The organism is Acidovorax sp. SUPP2825 (assembly GCF_030158995.1).
Lineage (GTDB): Bacteria > Pseudomonadota > Gammaproteobacteria > Burkholderiales > Burkholderiaceae_C > Paracidovorax.
Map to the genome: position 1 here is coordinate 76,393 of NZ_BQXK01000009.1, position 15,519 is coordinate 91,911.

The following is a 15,519-nucleotide window of genomic DNA, read 5'->3' on the forward strand; positions in this document are numbered from 1 at the left end:
GGGTCCATGCTTTCCCATCGCTTCGAGCCGCCCCCCGACCGTCCCGACCTGACTGCGGGAACGCCGGCCCCGGACGCTCCGTGTGCCGAGCGTGCCTTCCTGCTAGACGACCCGCAGGAGTGGGCGTCGTTCGGCCGCGCCCGTCTGCCTGCGGGTGCTGGCGCCGACGCCGATGCCACCGCGCAGACCTGGGAATCGCACGTGGTGCTGGAAGGCATGCACTGCGCCGCCTGCGCCCTCACCATCGAAGACGCCCTGCGCGCCGTGCCGGGCGTGGCGCAGGCCGATGTGAGCGCGGCCACCCGGCGCGCGCGCGTCGTGTGGAATGCCGCCCAGGTGCGGCCCTCGCAATGGATCGCGGCGGTGCGGCGCGCGGGCTACCGGGCCCTGCCGGCCATGGACGCCTTCGCGCGGGCGCAACGCCAAAGCGAGCACCGCCGCGCGCTGTGGCGCTGGCTGGTGGCCGGCTTTTGCATGATGCAGGTGATGATGTACGCGTGGCCCGCCTACGTGGCGCAGCCGGGCGACCTCACGGCCGAGATGGAGCAGCTGCTGCGCTGGGCCTCGTGGGTCATCACGCTGCCGGTGGTCATCTTCGCCTGCGGGCCGTTCTTTGCGAACGCGCTGCGCGACGTGCGCCTGCGCCGGGTGAGCATGGACCTGCCCGTGGCGCTGGGCATGGCCATCACCTTCGGGGTGAGCACGGCGGGCACCTTCGATCCCAGCGGAATCTTCGGGCGCGAGGTGTTCTACGACTCGCTGACCATGTTCGTGTTCTTTTTGCTCACCGGCCGCTGGCTGGAGCTGCGGCTGCGCGACCGCACGGCCGGCGCGCTGGAGGCGGTGATGAACCGCCTGCCCGACAGCGTGGAGCGCCTGCAGGCCGATGGCGCCTTCGTGCGCGTGGCCGTGCGGCGCCTGGCCGTGGGCGACACGGTGCGCGTGCTGCCGGGCGAGGCCTTCCCGGCCGATGGGCGCATCACGCGGGGCGACACGCTCGCGGACGAGGCCCTGCTCACGGGCGAGTCCACGCCCGTGGCGCGGCCCGAGGGCAGCGCCGTGACCGCCGGCAGCTACAACCTGCAGTCGGCCGTGCAAGTGAAGGTGGAGCGGGTGGGGGCCGACACGCGCTTCGCCCAGATCGTGGCGCTGATGGAAAGCGCCTCGCTGCAAAAGCCGCGCCTGGCGCAACTGGCGGACCGCATCGCGCGGCCGTTCCTCATCGCCGTGCTGGCAGCGGCTGCGCTGGCTGCGGCGTGGTGGTGGTCCACCGACCCGGGCCATGCGCTCATGGTGGCGGTGGCGGTGCTCATCGTCACCTGCCCGTGCGCGCTGTCGCTCGCCACGCCCGTGGCCATGCTGACCGCGGCGGGCACGCTGGCGCGCCAGGGCGTGCTGGTGCGCCATCTGCAGGCGCTGGAGGCCCTGGCGGGGGTGGACACGGTGGTGTTCGACAAGACCGGCACCCTCACGCGCGACGGCATGGCCGTGCGCGGCGTGCACCCGGCGCCGGGTCTGGACCGGGCCGACGCCCTGGCACTGGCCGCGGCCGTGGCCCGCCATTCGGTGCACCCGGTGTCGCGGGCGCTGGTGGCTGCGGCATCGCGCGAGGGGCTGCCCGCCGCCTCGCGCTGGCACGTGCTGGAGGTGCAAGAACTGGCCGGGCAGGGCCTGGTGGCGCGTTTGCGGGAGGCGGATGAGGGCGCGGATGGCGCCGCCGATGCGCGCGGCCGGCTGGCCCTGGACGAGCGCACCGTGCGCCTGGGCTCCGTGCGCCATGCGGGCGCCGGCGGTCCGGGCGTTGGTGAGGCCGAGGGCAGCGCCACCGGGCAGCAGGTGGTGCTGTCCGAGCAGCGCAGCGACGGCACGCGTGTGGAACTGGCCCGGTTCGACTGGAGCGAAGACCTGCGGCCCGAAGCGCCACGCGCCGTGCGCTGGCTGCAAGAGGCCGGCGTGGCCGTGCAGTTGCTCTCCGGCGACCGGCCCGGCGCGGTACGGCGCATCGCCACGCAGGTGGGCATCGAGCGGGCACAGGGCGACTGCACGCCGCAGGACAAGCTCGCGCTGCTGCAGGCCGAACAGGCGCGCGGCCACCGCGTGGCCATGGTGGGCGACGGGCTCAACGACGGGCCGGTGCTGGCGGGCGCCCATGTGTCGTTCGCCTTCGGCCGCGCCGTGCCGCTGGCGCAGTCCCGCGCGGATTTCGTGGTGATGGGCGGCGACCTGGAGCAGGTGGTGCAGACGCTGCTGCTGGCGCGCCGCACCCTGCGCGTGGTGCGGCAGAACCTGTGGTGGGCCGCGCTCTACAACGCGCTGTGCGTGCCGCTGGCCGTCGTGGGCTGGATGCCGGCGTGGCTCGCCGGGCTGGGCATGGCGTTCAGTTCGCTGCTGGTGGTGGCCAACGCGGTGCGCCTCGCCAAGGGTACAGGCACCGATGTGGTACAGCACATGCCGAGCGGTGGCTCCCCGGCGCGGGCTGTGGGGCAGGCTTTTTCACCAGCCGCAGCATCATTGCCCAAGGGGGGCTGATGGACATTCTCTATCTGCTGATTCCGCTGTCGGTGGGACTCGTACTGCTGGTGCTGATGGGGCTTGCGTGGGCGGTGCACCGCGGGCAGTTCGAAGATGTCGAGCAAGAGGGCGAGCGCATACTGCGCGGAGACTGAATGCCGCGTGGGCGCCCGGCCTGTGTATCGCCGCGCCCGCATGCTTTTGCCTCAGCCGCGCGGAAACAGCGCGTCATTGTGCGCGCCCTCCGAGTTGTCGGATACGCGCATCTCCAGTCCCAACAGCGATGCGCCGGGCTGGTTGACGGCGTTGAACACGCTGTTGATCGCAAGTCGGCGGGGCTGCCAAGTGGAGTCGTCGGACAGGAAGACCTCGCGTTCGGCGTGCAGCGCCTCGGCCTCGCCAGTTTTTCCGAGTTTGGTAGCCAGTGCGATTTTTGCGCCGTAGCCGTCCACCACCGCCGCCGCCGTGGTTTGCAGGCAGTCCACCACCAGGTACTGCTTGAACTGGGTGTCATGTAATGCGGCCTCCTGAAAAAATTGTTCGAAGTCGGCCTCCGAGGACTCTTGGCGCAGTCCGAGATTGGAGGGGTCCTGTTTGAAGTCGGCAGAAAACTTGGTGTACGTGTTGCCGTGGTTGATCCAGCGTGCGCGGTCCGCCTTGGCCGCCTGCTCGTAGCGAGGCAGATCGAGAAACTCCGACACCCGGCGGCTGCGCAAAGGGTCCGTCACCCCGTCCATGGTGACCAGCCGCTTGGTGACCTCCGTGCCGCCCACCCAGTCGGCCGCGCGCGAAAACCCGGCCGTGTCGCCAGCGTTCAGCGTCTTGCCTTGCCCCAGGTCTTTCAGGCGCAGGCTGAGGCTGGCTGCGGCGCCGACCTGCGTGAGCGTGCGCGCGCCCAGCTTGACCTCCTGGTAGCGGTAGTGGCCGGAAACCTCCTCGGCCTTGGTGGTGCGCAGCTCGCCCTGGCTGCGCAGTTGCAGCAACGACAGCCGCGCTTGCGCCACCTGGGCGTAATCCGCTGACGAGCCGGCCGAGGGCGCAGGCCCGGACGCGCCCGCGGCGGACGGCCCTGGCGCTGAGGCCGGTACGCCGCCGCCGCCACGCGCCGCGTTGGCCGCGCCTGGACCCCCTTGCCCGGCCGGCAGCGGGCGCGATACGGCGACTTGCGGCCCGAGATTGCCCGCGACCTCGCCTCGCCGTGACTCGCGGTCGTATTGCCCCAGCAGGTTGAGCGATGCGGCATCGACATTGGAGAGGATGGCGTCCGCCGGTCCGTTGTGTCCCCGCTCCTGCCACATCACCAGATTGCGCAGCAGATCTTCGAACTCCTGCTGGTTGCGCCCCTCGGTTGCCTTGTCGCGCGGCACGCGGGCGAGCAGTCCTTCCTGCCATTGGTATTCGTAGCTGCCGCTGGCAGTCACGTCGACCATGCGCGCGCCGCCGGAGGCGATCCCTTCGCCAGCTTTGAGCGACACTCCTGCGCCGCCCCCGACCTTGGCCCCCACAGTGGACTGGGTACCTACGGTGAGGTAGTAGGCCTGGGTGGTCATGCCGATCTCCAGGACCAGGTCGTGCTGGTACTTGCCGGCCAATCCGAGGCGCAACACCAGCGATGCGGGCGCCGCCATGCCGTCGGGCTGAAACCCCAGTTGCACCTTGGAAGTGTCCAGCCCGTAGCTGTTGCCGCCCGTGAACTTGAACTTGTCGCGTAGCGACATCAGCCGCGCGATCGACACCAGGCCCTCCTGCAGCTCCTGCTTGTCGCCGATCTTGCCGCGGTTCCACAGGGCCGATCCCACCGCGACGTCGAGCGCCTTTCTGAACGTGAGCACGGCCGGTGCGGCGCCTGGCGCATTAGCGGCATGCCGGGCCAACTGGTGCGCGGCTTCGGCCGGCTTCAGGTCGCCGTTTTCGTACTGCGCCCACAGTTGCTGCAGCGCCGGGTCTAAGGCCAGCGCCTGCGCGTCCAACCCGAAATGTTGCGGCACCTGCACCTGGGCGGCGATGGCGCGCGTGAGCTGCTCGGGCGTGCCAGGCGGCACCGCGCTGCTCAGGGACATGGCCAGGGCTTTGAGGGCCCGCTCTGGCAGAGTGGCCTCTTCGCCCCCTCTCAGGCCCACGACCGCGTCCTTCATCGCATCGACCGCCAAGCCGGTGTCGGTGATGAGGCCAGCCTGCGCCAGCGTCTTGGTGGCCGAGGCGATGGCCGAGGGGTTCAGCGCCGTGGCGCCGCCGATGGGCAGCGTGCGCGCGATCATGCCCGACAGGCTGTTCTCGCGCGAAGTGGACGACAGCATGTCGGTGGTCAGGCTCTTGAGGAAATCGTCGGCCTTATGCAGCGCCGTGCCGGCACCGCTTTCCAGGAAGTCGTTGCGCACGGTGTTGAAGGCGCGCCGCAGCGCGGGCTCCACACCTTCGAGCTGAAAGCCCGGCGACTGCACAACCTGTGCGGCGGCGGCGCGCGCCTGACGCAGCAGCGGCTGGGCCGTGGTGGCGGCGCCGGCCAAGGCCGCATCGGCAGCAAAGAGCACGCGCAGCGCGTTGTCGCAGCGCGCCTTGGTGGCTTTGTCCAGCGGGGCACTCTCGCGGCCGGGCAGCGAGGCGGCCATTGACAGCATTTCTATGCCCCTCGGCAGCAGCGCCATCTCGCGGGCCAGCGCCACCGCGGCGGCGTCCTCCGGCGATGCAGTTTCGGGGGCAGCAGCAGCAGCAGCCAGGCGCGCCGCATCCATCGTCCCGAGGGTTTCCAGCGCAAGCGACGCTTGTCGGCCTTGCGCTGGGTTCAAAGCTACCTCCGGCGCCGTAGTGTCGTCGCTCTGGCTATGCCCGAACGCGATCACGGCGGCATCGAAGACGCTCTCCAGCACCATGTCGGCGGGCAATTGGTCGTCCTTGGCGGGGCGGGCGTTCAGGCGGTCGATCAGGGTGCGGAGGGTCTGGCCGAACGAAGGGTCCGCCGCACCCGCCTGCTCAATCACCGCCGCCATGGACAGGGCCTCAGCGGTAGCCACTGCGGCGAGGGCGTCTTTGTGCTGGAGCAGCACCCGGGCCTGCTCTGCGGCCACGCTGCCGAGCTTGGCGAACACCTGCGCCAACGCGGGCTTCACGTCGTCCGGCAGCGCTGGCATGGCGGCCTGGTGGTCCTGCAGCGCCTGCGCATGCGTTACGCGTCGCTCCGCCGGGGCCTGCGCCGGAAGTTGATGCAGCGCATCGGACAGCAGCTTGAATTCGGCCACATAGCCGCCCAGCCGCTCGCCCTGATCGCCAGCGGCGGCCTGCAGGCAAAGCACTGCCTTGTCCAGCGCGATGCGAATGCCTTGAGCCGCGTATTGCGCACCGGCCGCGGCGATGGTTGTCTGCTGGCGCTGTACCCGCGCCAGCAGCACTGGCGAAGTCGCTCGCGCACCAGATTGCACATCGGCAGCAGCCATGTTCGCGAGCAATGGTGTGGGCCGGCTCTTCAAACCCACCGCCTGCGCGGCAGCGGTCGCCGCGGTGGTGAATGCCGAGCCGATCTGTGCAACTACACCGGGCGCCGTACCGTCTGGCGGAGCGAACGCCGATGCGGCGGCCGCTGCCCTGCTGGACAGCAGCCAGCCGTCGAAGTGCGCCGTGTCCAGCAGCTGCGCCGCCGCCTGCAGTTGGGCTTCACGCTCTGCGGGCACCGCGAATTCGAAGCGCCCCGCCTGCAGCGGCGCAAACTTGAGGTGCTTGGGCATCTGTCCCGGCGGGCCGCCAGCCGATAGCTGGTTCATCAACTGATAGCCCGGCACGGCGGCGGTGACGGTAATGGGGTTGTAGCGCTCGCTGCCGTACAGGCGCTGTATAGATGTGCGCTTTTGCGGTGCCACGGCCGTAGAGATGCCAACGGGCGCGTCGTTCGCGCCTCGCCCGCCGGACTCGATGTCCCGGGGGGGAGTGCGGCGCCGACGCAGGTCGGAGAAGTAGCTGGACGCTCCCTGCTGCGATGAAGACAGCGATGAGGATGATGGTGTGCCCCGTGAACCTGGCCGAGCGCCCGAGGCCGCCCCCAGCGCGTGTGAGTCTGCGCGCGCGGCAGGCGGCTGGGGCACCGCAGACCTGCTGTCGATGGATGTTTTTGAAACCATCATTACTCCCTGATTTGTTGTGCGGACGCGTCATATCCTGAACTTCCCCAAGTCCGGGTGCAGCGTGGAGGCGAGGTGACTGCTCTTTCTCCGAAACAGCCACGCGCCTTGGTTGCCTTCGCAGCAATATCCGGGGCAGACTCATCGCAACGGTTGACATGCGTCAATGCCCCCAACGTGTATCCGGAAGAAACTTTCCGTGCAATCAAAGAGGTGCACGATGGAATCTCCAAAAACCGCTGCCGCGCATTACGACGACACCGTCGTGCTGCAGTTTTCGATCATGGCCGTGGTGTGGGGGGTGGTGGGCATGCTGGTCGGCGTCTTCATCGCCGCCCAGCTGGCCTGGCCGGAACTCAACTTCGGCATTCCCTGGCTCAGCTACGGCCGTCTGCGGCCGCTGCACACCAACGCGGTGATCTTCGCCTTCGGCGGCTGCGCGCTGTTCGCCACCAGCTACTACGTGGCGCAGCGCACCTGCCAGGTGCGCCTGTTCGCGGGGCCGCTGGCTTCGTTCACGTTCTGGGGCTGGCAGCTCGTCATCGTGGCGGCGGCCATCAGCCTGCCGCTGGGCTACACCACCGGCAAGGAATACGCCGAGCTGGAATGGCCCATCGACATCCTGATCACGCTGGTGTGGGTGTCTTACGCCATCGTGTTCTTCGGCACCATCGGCCGCCGCAAGGTGCGCCACATCTACGTGGCCAACTGGTTCTTCGGCGCGTTCATCCTGGCGGTGGCGCTGCTGCACCTGGTCAACAGCGCCGAAGTGCCTGCCGGCTGGATGAAGAGCTACTCGGCCTATGCCGGCGTGCAGGACGCGATGGTGCAGTGGTGGTACGGCCACAACGCCGTGGGCTTCTTCCTCACCGCGGGCTTCCTCGGGATGATGTATTACTTCATCCCCAAGCAGGCCGGCCGCCCGGTGTACAGCTACCGCCTGTCGATCGTGCACTTCTGGGCGCTGATCTTCACCTACATGTGGGCGGGCCCCCACCATCTGCACTACACCGCGCTGCCGGACTGGACGCAATCGGTGGGCATGGTGTTCTCGCTGATCCTGCTGGCCCCCAGCTGGGGCGGGATGATCAACGGCGTGATGACGCTGTCGGGCGCCTGGCACAAGCTGCGCGACGACCCCATCCTGCGCTTCCTGATCGTGTCGCTGTCGTTCTACGGCATGGCCACGTTCGAGGGCCCGATGATGTCCATCAAGACCGTCAACGCGCTCAGCCACTACACCGACTGGACCGTGGGCCACGTGCATGCCGGCGCCCTGGGCTGGGTGGGCCTGATCACCATGGGCTCGCTCTACTACCTGATCCCGCGCCTGTTCGGCCGGGAAAAGATGCACTCGGTGCCCGCCATCGAGCTGCACTTCTGGATGTCCACCATCGGCATCGTGCTGTACATCGCCGCGATGTGGATCGCCGGCGTCATGCAGGGGCTGATGTGGCGCGCGGTCAATGCCGACGGCACGCTCACCTATACCTTCGTCGAAAGCGTGAAGGCCACCTATCCGTTCTACGTGGTCCGCTTCGCCGGCGGCCTGCTGTACCTGGGCGGCATGCTGGTGATGGCCTGGAACGTGTGGGCCACCGCCATCTCGGGCCGCTCGGTCAAGGTGTCGATCCCCGCCGTGAACACGGCCCATGCCTGAGCCCCGAGGAGCCCATTCCATGTCCGAACACAACCCCAAATCGGCCGGCTTCTCGCACGAGAAGATCGAGACCAACAACTTCCTGATGATCGTGCTGATCGTGCTGGTGGTCGCCATCGGCGGCCTGGCCGAGATCGTGCCGCTGTTCTTCCAGAAGTCCACCACCGAACCCGTGACGGGTGTGCAGCCCTACACCGCGGTGCAGCTGCTGGGCCGCGACATCTACCTGCGCGAGGGTTGCTACAACTGCCACTCGCAGATGATCCGCCCCTTCCGCGCCGAGACGCTGCGCTACGGCCACTACTCGGTGGCCGGCGAGTTCGTGTACGACCACCCCTTCCAGTGGGGCAGCAAGCGCACCGGCCCCGACCTGCACCGCGTGGGCGGCAAGTACAGCGACGAGTGGCACCGCATCCACCTGAACAACCCGCGCGACGTGGTGCCCGAATCCAACATGCCCGCCTACAGCTGGCTGGAGAAGACGCCCGTCGATCCCGCCGTGGCCGCGCCGCGCATGAAGGCGCTGCGCACGGTGGGCGTGCCCTACACCGACGAGCAGATCGCCGCCGCGTCCGAGGAGGTCAAGGGCAAGACCGAGATGGACGTGCTCGTGGCCTACCTGCAGGTCATGGGCCGCGCCCTCAAGTAACGAACCCCAAGGAGCTGGTCATGGACATCACCACTGTGCGCATCGCCGCCACGCTGGCATCGCTGGCGTGCTTCCTCGGCATCCTGGTCTGGGCGTTCTCGCGCCGCAACCGGGCCCGGTTCGAGGAGGCCGCGCGCCTGCCCTTCGAGCAAGACTGATCCGCAAAAAACAATGAGAACGACATGAGTGACTTCACCCACAATTTCTGGTCGGTGTACGTGGCGGGGCTGACCGTGGTCGGCATCCTGGGCTGCCTGCTGCTGCTCTGGATCACGGCCCGCAAGAAGGTCGCGCCCAGCACCGACAACACCACGGGCCACGTCTGGGACGAGGACCTGCGGGAGATGGACAACCCCATGCCGCGCTGGTGGATGTGGCTGTTCGTGCTCACCATCGTCTTCGGCTTCGGCTACCTGGCCGTCTATCCGGGCCTGGGCCGATTCGCCGGCCAGTTCGGCTGGACGCAGGCCGGCGAGTACGAGGCCGAGATGGCCAAGGCCCGCACCGAGCTCGCGCCGCTGTACGCTCGCTTCGCCGCGATGAAGACCGAGGAGATGGCCGCCAACCCCGAGGCCATGGCCATCGGCGAGCGCCTGTTCATGAACAACTGCGCGCAGTGCCACGGCTCGGACGCACGCGGCAGCAAGGGCTTTCCCAACCTGGCCGACAACGACTGGCTGCACGGCGGCGCACCGGAGAACATCCGCGAGACGCTGGAGAAGGGCCGCATGGGCACCATGCCGCCCATGGCCGCGGCCGTGGGTTCGCCGGAGGAGATCCGCAACCTCGCGCACTATGTGCTGAGCCTGTCGGGCAGCCCGCACGATTCGCTGCGCGCCTCGCTGGGCAAGTCCAAGTTCACCGCCTGCGCGGCCTGCCACGGCATGGACGGCAAGGGCAACACGGCCCTGGGCGCGCCCAACCTGACCGACGACGTCTGGCTGCACGGCTGGGGCGAGGCGGCCATCACCGCCATGGTCAACCACGGCAAGGTCAACGTGATGCCGGCCCAGGCCGACAAGCTGACCGAGGCGCAGATCGGCGTGCTCACCGCCTACGTATGGGGTCTGTCCCACCGCGCGAACGCGGTGCGCTGACGGCGCCGATGCCACCGGGGAACGCGATCCGGGCCTTTCCCTCGGCGCGCCCTGGCCGGCGGCGCAGCCGCTGACGCGTTCCCTTGCCGGCCCACCCTTTCGAGAACTGCCATGAAGCCACCCAGCGGGCCTGCCCGCAAGGTCATTCCCATCACCCCGGTCGCGCCTGGCGCTGCCGATGCGGCCGCCGAGATGGTGTCGCTGTACGAGGCGCAAAAGAAGATCTACCCGCGCTCCATCCGCGGCCTGTTCACCCGCTGGCGCTGGGCCATGGTGGCCCTCACGCAGCTCGTGTTCTATGCGCTGCCCTGGCTGCAGTGGGGCGAGCGGCAGATGGTGCTGTTCGACCTGGGGGCTCGGCGCTTTTACCTGTTCGGGCTGGTGCTGTACCCGCAGGATTTCATCTACCTCACGGGCCTGCTCATCGTCAGCGCGATGTCGCTGTTCCTGTTCACCGCGGTGGCGGGGCGCCTGTGGTGCGGCTTCGCCTGCCCGCAGACGGTGTACACCGAGATCTTCATGTGGATCGAGCACCGGGTGGAGGGCGACCGCAGCGCGCGCCTGCGCCTGGATGCCGGGGGCTGGACCTTCGAGAAGGTGCGCAAGAAGGCGCTCAAGCAGTTCTTCTGGATCGCGGTGGCGCTGTGGACGGGCTTCACCTTCGTGGGCTACTTCGTGCCCATCCGCCAACTGTCGGGCGAGTTGCTGGCAATGCAGGGCGGCTGGCAGATCTTCTGGGTGCTGTTCTACGGCTTCGCCACGTACGGCAATGCCGGCTTCATGCGCGAGCAGGTGTGCAAGTACATGTGCCCCTATGCCCGGTTCCAGAGCGCCATGTTCGACCGCGACACGCTGATCGTCACCTACGACGACGCACGCGGCGAGCCGCGCGGTCCCCGAACCAAGACGGTGGATTACAAGGCGCGGGGCCTGGGCGACTGCATCGACTGCACGCTGTGCGTGCAGGTGTGTCCGGTGGGCATCGACATCCGCAACGGCCTGCAATACGAGTGCATCGGCTGTGGGCTGTGCGTGGACGCCTGCAATACCGTGATGGACAAGATGCACTACCCGCGGGGGCTGATCCGCTTTTCCACGCAGAACGGCGTGGCGGCCCGCTGGGGCCGGGCGCAGATGCTGCGCCGCGTGCTGCGCCCCCGCGTGCTGATCTACACCGCGGTGCTGGTGGCGCTGTGCGTGGGGCTGCTGTCCAGCCTGGTGCTGCGCACGCCGCTCAAGGTGGACGTGGTGCGCGACCGCGCCGCGCTCTCGCGCATCGTGGCCGGCGGGCAGTTGGAGAACATCTACCGCCTGCAGATCATGAATGCCACCGAGTCCGGCCAGCGCTACCGCATCGGTGCGAGCGGGCTGCAGGGGCTGCGCGTGGCGTCCGACGCCGAGGTGGAGATCGGCGCGGCCGAGTCCCGCTGGGTGGCCGTGCGCCTTCAGATTCCCTACGGCTCCGCGCCGCCCGGATCGCATGCCGTGCAGTTCGACGTGCAGGCGCTGGGCTCGGGCGGCCATGTCGCCGAGAAGTCGGTCTTCCTGGTGCCGCGATGAGCGCCGCCGGCCCCACCGTCACCGTTTCAGGCGCCAGGCCGCTGGTCCGACCGCCTTTCTTTTCCTGTCAGGAGTGAACACCATGCCATCCCCTACCGCCGCCGCACCGGCTCCCCTTCCTTCGGCCGCTCCCTGGTGGAAGTTCGGCTTCGTCTGGATGGTCATTGCCGGGCCGGCCATCGTGGTCGTGGCGGGCTTCACCACGCTGTGGGTGGCGGTCGTGCGCCCCGACCCGGTGGTGGCCGAGGACTACTACCGCCAGGGCATCGAGATCAACAAGACGCTGCAGGGCGCGCCGAACAGCCTGGCCCCGGCCATGAAGGCGCGCAACCATGCGGCCACCCCCGCGCAGGACCAGCCGCGCTGAAAGCGGCCTGATCGCACCACCCCCCGAAACGAGGAGACAAGCGCAATGTGGACCCAACGCCTCATGTGGATTGCATGGCCCGCCTTCCTGATGGCGGGCGTGCTGGAAATGCTGGTCTTTGCCCTGGTGGACCCGCAGGACATGCACTGGTTCGGCCAGCCGCTGGCGCTCTCGCGCGAGGGCGTCTACACCATTGCCTTCTTCGCTTTCTGGCTGGTGACGATGGCGTCGAGCGCGCTCACCACGCTGCTGGCCCTGTCGCCGTTCGAGCTGAACCGCTGCCCCGTGCCGGTGACCGACCGGCCCGCCGACTGCGCGCGCCACCACCCGGGCGCATGAAATGCCAGCGCCGGTACCGGGGCCCGGCCGCTCAGTGGCAGTTCTGCGAATTCACGATGCGCTTGAGCGCCGCGGTCTCCAGGATGCGCACGTGGCGCTGCTTGACCTCGACGATGCCGTCCTCGACGAACTTCGAGAAGGTGCGGCTCACCGTCTCCAGCTTGAGCCCGAGGTAGCTGCCGATTTCCTCGCGCGTCATGCGCAGCACGAGTTCGGACTGCGAGAAGCCCCGGGCATGCAGGCGCTGCACCAGGTTGAGCAGGAAGGCCGCCAGGCGCTCTTCCGCCCGCATGCTGCCCAGGAGCAGCATCACGCCGTGCTCGCGCACGATCTCGCGGCTCATGATCTTGTGCACGTGGTGCTGCAGCGCCGTGACCTCGCGCGACAGCTCCTCGATGCGGTCGAAGGGCATGACGCAGACCTCGGCATCTTCCAGCGCGACGGCGTCGCAGGTGTGGTGGTCGCTGACGATGCCGTCCAGGCCGATGATCTCGCCGGCCATCTGGAAGCCCGTGACCTGGTCGCGGCCGTCTTCGGTCGCCACGCAGGTCTTGAAGAAGCCGGTGCGGATGGCGAACAGCGAGCTGAAGGGCTCGCCGTTGCGAAACAGGGTGGCCCCCCGCTTGACCTTGCGGCGCACGGCCACGATGTCGTCGATCCGCTGCAGTTGCTGATCGTTCAGGCCCAGCGGCATGCACAGCTCGCGAAGGTTGCAGTTCGAGCATGCCACTTTGATGGTTTGCGGATTCATGGGCAAAGGCCTTTTCGGTGAGGGGAGGACGGGCGGCCGGCAGGGTGGAAAGCCCCGGGCGAACGCAAGGCGCCTGTCATGGATCAATTGTGGCAGCGTGCGCCTGCAGAACCCTTGACCCAGGTCAAGGGTTTCCCGGGAAGGCTGCGGCACATTGGGCAGGCACAAGGAAATCCCATGATCGCTGTCACCCCTGAACTCCTGCGCCGCTTCGACGTGCCCGGCCCCCGCTACACCTCCTACCCGACCGCCGACCGGTTCGTGGAGGCCTTCGGACAGGACGAATACGTTCTCGCGCTGCAGCAGCGCCGCCTGGGGTCGGCCGCCAAGGCATTGCCCTTGTCGCTGTATGTGCACATTCCCTTTTGCGAGTCGCTGTGCTACTACTGCGCCTGCAACAAGATCATTACCCGCCACCCCGAGCGGGCCGAGGTCTACCTGCGCTACCTCAGCCGCGAGATCGACCTGCACACGGCCCAGTGCGGCGTGGGGCAGGTGGTGAGCCAACTGCACTTGGGCGGAGGGAGCCCGACGTTCCTGTCGGACGACGGCCTGCGGTCGCTGATGGCCATGCTCCAGCGCAGCTTCACGCTTGCGCCCGGCGGAGAGTATTCGATCGAGATCGATCCGCGCACGGTGGACGCGGGCCGGCTGGCGCTGCTGGCGGAGCTGGGCTTCAACCGCCTGAGCTTCGGCGTGCAGGACTTCGACCCCGAAGTACAGAAGGCCGTGCACCGCATCCAGCCGGCGAGCCAGGTCTTCGACCTGGTGGCCAGCGCGCGGGCGCTGGGCTTCGAGTCCATCAACGTGGACCTGATCTACGGCCTGCCGCGGCAGACACCCGAGTCCTTCGAGCGCACGCTCGAGCAGGTGGGCCGGTTGCGGCCCGACCGCATCGCGCTGTATGCCTATGCCCACCTGCCCGAGCGCTTCAAGCCGCAGCGCCGCATCGTGCCGGCCGACCTGCCGCTGGCGGCGTCGAAGGTGGCCATGCTGTCGCAATCGCTGCGGTCGTTCCAGGAGGCCGGCTACGTCTATGTGGGCATGGACCACTTCGCGCTGCCGGGCGACGCGCTGGCCGTGGCCAAGCGCCAGGGCCGGCTGCACCGCAACTTTCAGGGCTACAGCACCCAGCCCGATTGCGACCTGCTCGGCCTGGGCGTGTCGGCCATCGGCCGCGTGGGCGCCACCTACAGCCAGAACGCCAAGACGCTGGACGAGTACTACGACTTCATCAACCAGGGGCGCCTGCCGGTCGTGCGCGGCCTGGCGCTCACGCGCGACGACCTCGTTCGCCGCTCCGTCATCATGGCGCTGATGTGCCAGGGCGAGGTGCTGTTCGAGCCGGTGGAGCAAGCGTGGCTCATCGATTTCCGGCAGTACTTCGCCACCGAACTGCAGGCGCTGGAAGACCTGCAGGCACAGGGCCTGGTCGTGCTCGGCCAGGAAGGCATCGAGGTCACGGCCATGGGCTGGTTCTTCGTGCGCGGCGTGGCCATGCTGTTCGACCGCTACCTGCAGGCCGACCGCAACCGAGCGCGCTTTTCCCGCATCATCTGAACCGGAAGGACGCCGCCATGCCTGACACCCTGGTCTGGACCGCATTGACCATGGGGCTGGCGGGCGGTCCGCATTGCCTGGCGATGTGCGCGGCGCCCTGCGGCGCGCTGGTGCGCGCGGGTGGCCTGGGCCAGACCACCGCGCCAAGCGGGGGGGCGCAGCCGGTGCGGTGGGCGGGCCGTGGCGCGGCTTTGCCGGCGGGGCGCGTGTGGGCACGGCCCTTGGCCTTCCATCTGGGTCGGCTGGCCGGGTACGCCCTGGCGGGCGCGATGGCGGCCTGGGCCATGGACCGCCTGGCCTGGCTGACCCAGCAGGCGGCTGCGCTGCGGCCGGCCTGGACGCTGCTGCACGTCGCCGTGCTCGCCTGGGCCGTGCTGCTGGTGTTCCAGGCGCGTCAGCCGGCCTGGGTGGACCACGCGGGGCGCGTGCTGTGGCAGCGCGTCGCCCCCTGGGTACGCTCGCCCGGCGGCCTGTTTTCCACGGGCTTGGCCTGGGCCTGCATGCCCTGCGGCCTGCTGTATTCCGCGCTGCTGCTCGCGGCCTTGACCGGAAACCCCTGGCGCGGGGCGCTGGCCATGGTCTGCTTCGGCGTGGGTGGCACGGCCTGGCTGGTGGCCGGCCAGTGGCTCTGGCAGCGGCTGCGGGGCGGTGGTGCTGCCGGGGATGCCCGAGGAGGGTGGGGCGTGCGGCTGTCCGGCCTGTTGCTGTTCGGAATTGCCGCCTGGGGGCTGTGGATGGACGTTTTCCACCGCCAGGCCGAGCCCTGGTGTCTCTAGCCAAGCCCTTCGAACAGGGGGTTAACAACGGCTATCGTGATCGGGGTTCGTGAAGTTTTTGACATTTGATTCGGGGGTGTATTAACTGGTGATAATGGTTACCAATACCCCGGCGTCCCCGTGGCGCCTTCCGGCGCCCC

At 68.7% G+C, this 15,519-nt stretch carries 13 protein-coding genes; 11 read left to right on the plus strand and 2 right to left on the minus strand.

Annotated elements, in window-relative coordinates; translation table 11 throughout:
• Positions 1-6 precede the first annotated feature (6 nt).
• Both AVAK2825_RS13080 and ccoS read left to right on the plus strand, forming a co-directional pair.
• Positions 7-2,529 carry a heavy metal translocating P-type ATPase gene (locus tag AVAK2825_RS13080; RefSeq protein WP_284399211.1) on the plus strand — a complete coding sequence of 841 codons (2,523 nt, stop codon included), beginning with the start codon at positions 7-9 and terminating at the stop codon, positions 2,527-2,529.
• A complete protein-coding gene (gene ccoS / locus AVAK2825_RS13085) occupies positions 2,529-2,666 on the plus strand; it encodes a cbb3-type cytochrome oxidase assembly protein CcoS (RefSeq protein WP_284399214.1) in 138 nt (45 codons plus the stop codon). Before AVAK2825_RS13080 ends, ccoS begins: the two co-directional genes overlap by 1 nt.
• 51 nt (positions 2,667-2,717) lie before the next feature.
• Here the strand turns inward: ccoS and AVAK2825_RS13090 are convergent, their stop codons facing one another.
• The gene (locus AVAK2825_RS13090) at positions 2,718-6,362 is read right to left on the minus strand and encodes a hypothetical protein (protein ID WP_284399217.1); all 3,645 of its coding nucleotides are present in this window, start codon (positions 6,360-6,362) and stop codon (positions 2,718-2,720) included.
• Positions 6,363-6,840: 478 nt separating this feature from the next.
• Here AVAK2825_RS13090 and ccoN point away from each other — a divergent pair, with 478 nt between their 5' ends.
• From ccoN to AVAK2825_RS13125, 7 genes are all read left to right on the plus strand, one after another.
• Entirely contained in the window at positions 6,841-8,280 is a 1,440-nt protein-coding gene (gene ccoN / locus AVAK2825_RS13095; protein WP_284399219.1) for a cytochrome-c oxidase, cbb3-type subunit I, read from the plus strand.
• Positions 8,281-8,299: 19 nt separating this feature from the next.
• Entirely contained in the window at positions 8,300-8,929 is a 630-nt protein-coding gene (gene ccoO / locus AVAK2825_RS13100) for a cytochrome-c oxidase, cbb3-type subunit II (protein ID WP_272548311.1), read from the plus strand.
• 20 nt (positions 8,930-8,949) lie between these two features.
• Positions 8,950-9,087, plus strand: a complete 138-nt coding sequence (locus tag AVAK2825_RS13105; RefSeq protein WP_284399227.1) for a cbb3-type cytochrome oxidase subunit 3 — start codon at positions 8,950-8,952, stop codon at positions 9,085-9,087.
• Between the two features lie 24 nt (positions 9,088-9,111).
• Positions 9,112-10,026, plus strand: coding sequence for a cytochrome-c oxidase, cbb3-type subunit III (gene ccoP / locus AVAK2825_RS13110; protein WP_284399230.1), 915 nt, complete (start codon positions 9,112-9,114; stop codon positions 10,024-10,026).
• A gap of 111 nt (positions 10,027-10,137) precedes the next feature.
• The gene (gene ccoG, locus AVAK2825_RS13115) at positions 10,138-11,586 is read left to right on the plus strand and encodes a cytochrome c oxidase accessory protein CcoG (protein WP_284399233.1); all 1,449 of its coding nucleotides are present in this window, start codon (positions 10,138-10,140) and stop codon (positions 11,584-11,586) included.
• Between the two features lie 82 nt (positions 11,587-11,668).
• Entirely contained in the window at positions 11,669-11,953 is a 285-nt protein-coding gene (locus AVAK2825_RS13120; RefSeq protein WP_284399236.1) for a FixH family protein, read from the plus strand.
• A gap of 45 nt (positions 11,954-11,998) precedes the next feature.
• Complete coding sequence (locus tag AVAK2825_RS13125) at positions 11,999-12,292, plus strand: hypothetical protein (protein WP_284399239.1); 294 nt, start codon at positions 11,999-12,001, stop codon at positions 12,290-12,292.
• Between the two features lie 31 nt (positions 12,293-12,323).
• Here AVAK2825_RS13125 and fnr read toward each other — a convergent pair whose 3' ends face one another.
• Positions 12,324-13,043, minus strand: coding sequence for a fumarate/nitrate reduction transcriptional regulator Fnr (gene fnr, locus AVAK2825_RS13130; RefSeq protein ID WP_272564148.1), 720 nt, complete (start codon positions 13,041-13,043; stop codon positions 12,324-12,326).
• Positions 13,044-13,220: 177 nt separating this feature from the next.
• Between fnr and hemN the strand changes: the two genes are divergently transcribed.
• Together hemN and AVAK2825_RS13140 are read left to right on the plus strand one after the other, a co-directional pair.
• Entirely contained in the window at positions 13,221-14,603 is a 1,383-nt protein-coding gene (gene hemN / locus AVAK2825_RS13135) for an oxygen-independent coproporphyrinogen III oxidase (RefSeq protein ID WP_284399243.1), read from the plus strand.
• Positions 14,604-14,620: 17 nt separating this feature from the next.
• Positions 14,621-15,379, plus strand: a complete 759-nt coding sequence (locus tag AVAK2825_RS13140; protein ID WP_284399246.1) for a sulfite exporter TauE/SafE family protein — start codon at positions 14,621-14,623, stop codon at positions 15,377-15,379.
• Positions 15,380-15,519: the final 140 nt, after the last annotated feature.

Excerpts from the sequence above, each read along its gene's own strand:
- ccoG (WP_284399233.1), top strand. The coding sequence starts at position 10,138 with ATGAAGCCACCCAGCGGGCCTGCCCGCAAGGTCATTCCCATCACCCCG.
- AVAK2825_RS13125 (WP_284399239.1), top strand. The coding sequence starts at position 11,999 with ATGTGGACCCAACGCCTCATGTGGATTGCATGGCCCGCCTTCCTGATG.
- hemN (WP_284399243.1), top strand. The coding sequence starts at position 13,221 with ATGATCGCTGTCACCCCTGAACTCCTGCGCCGCTTCGACGTGCCCGGC.
- AVAK2825_RS13140 (WP_284399246.1), top strand. The coding sequence starts at position 14,621 with ATGCCTGACACCCTGGTCTGGACCGCATTGACCATGGGGCTGGCGGGC.
- ccoP (WP_284399230.1), top strand. The coding sequence starts at position 9,112 with ATGAGTGACTTCACCCACAATTTCTGGTCGGTGTACGTGGCGGGGCTG.
- ccoO (WP_272548311.1), top strand. The coding sequence starts at position 8,300 with ATGTCCGAACACAACCCCAAATCGGCCGGCTTCTCGCACGAGAAGATC.
- AVAK2825_RS13105 (WP_284399227.1), top strand. The coding sequence starts at position 8,950 with ATGGACATCACCACTGTGCGCATCGCCGCCACGCTGGCATCGCTGGCG.
- ccoN (WP_284399219.1), top strand. The coding sequence starts at position 6,841 with ATGGAATCTCCAAAAACCGCTGCCGCGCATTACGACGACACCGTCGTG.
- fnr (WP_272564148.1), bottom strand. The coding sequence starts at position 13,043 with ATGAATCCGCAAACCATCAAAGTGGCATGCTCGAACTGCAACCTTCGC.
- ccoS (WP_284399214.1), top strand. The coding sequence starts at position 2,529 with ATGGACATTCTCTATCTGCTGATTCCGCTGTCGGTGGGACTCGTACTG.
- AVAK2825_RS13080 (WP_284399211.1), top strand. The coding sequence starts at position 7 with ATGCTTTCCCATCGCTTCGAGCCGCCCCCCGACCGTCCCGACCTGACT.
- AVAK2825_RS13120 (WP_284399236.1), top strand. The coding sequence starts at position 11,669 with ATGCCATCCCCTACCGCCGCCGCACCGGCTCCCCTTCCTTCGGCCGCT.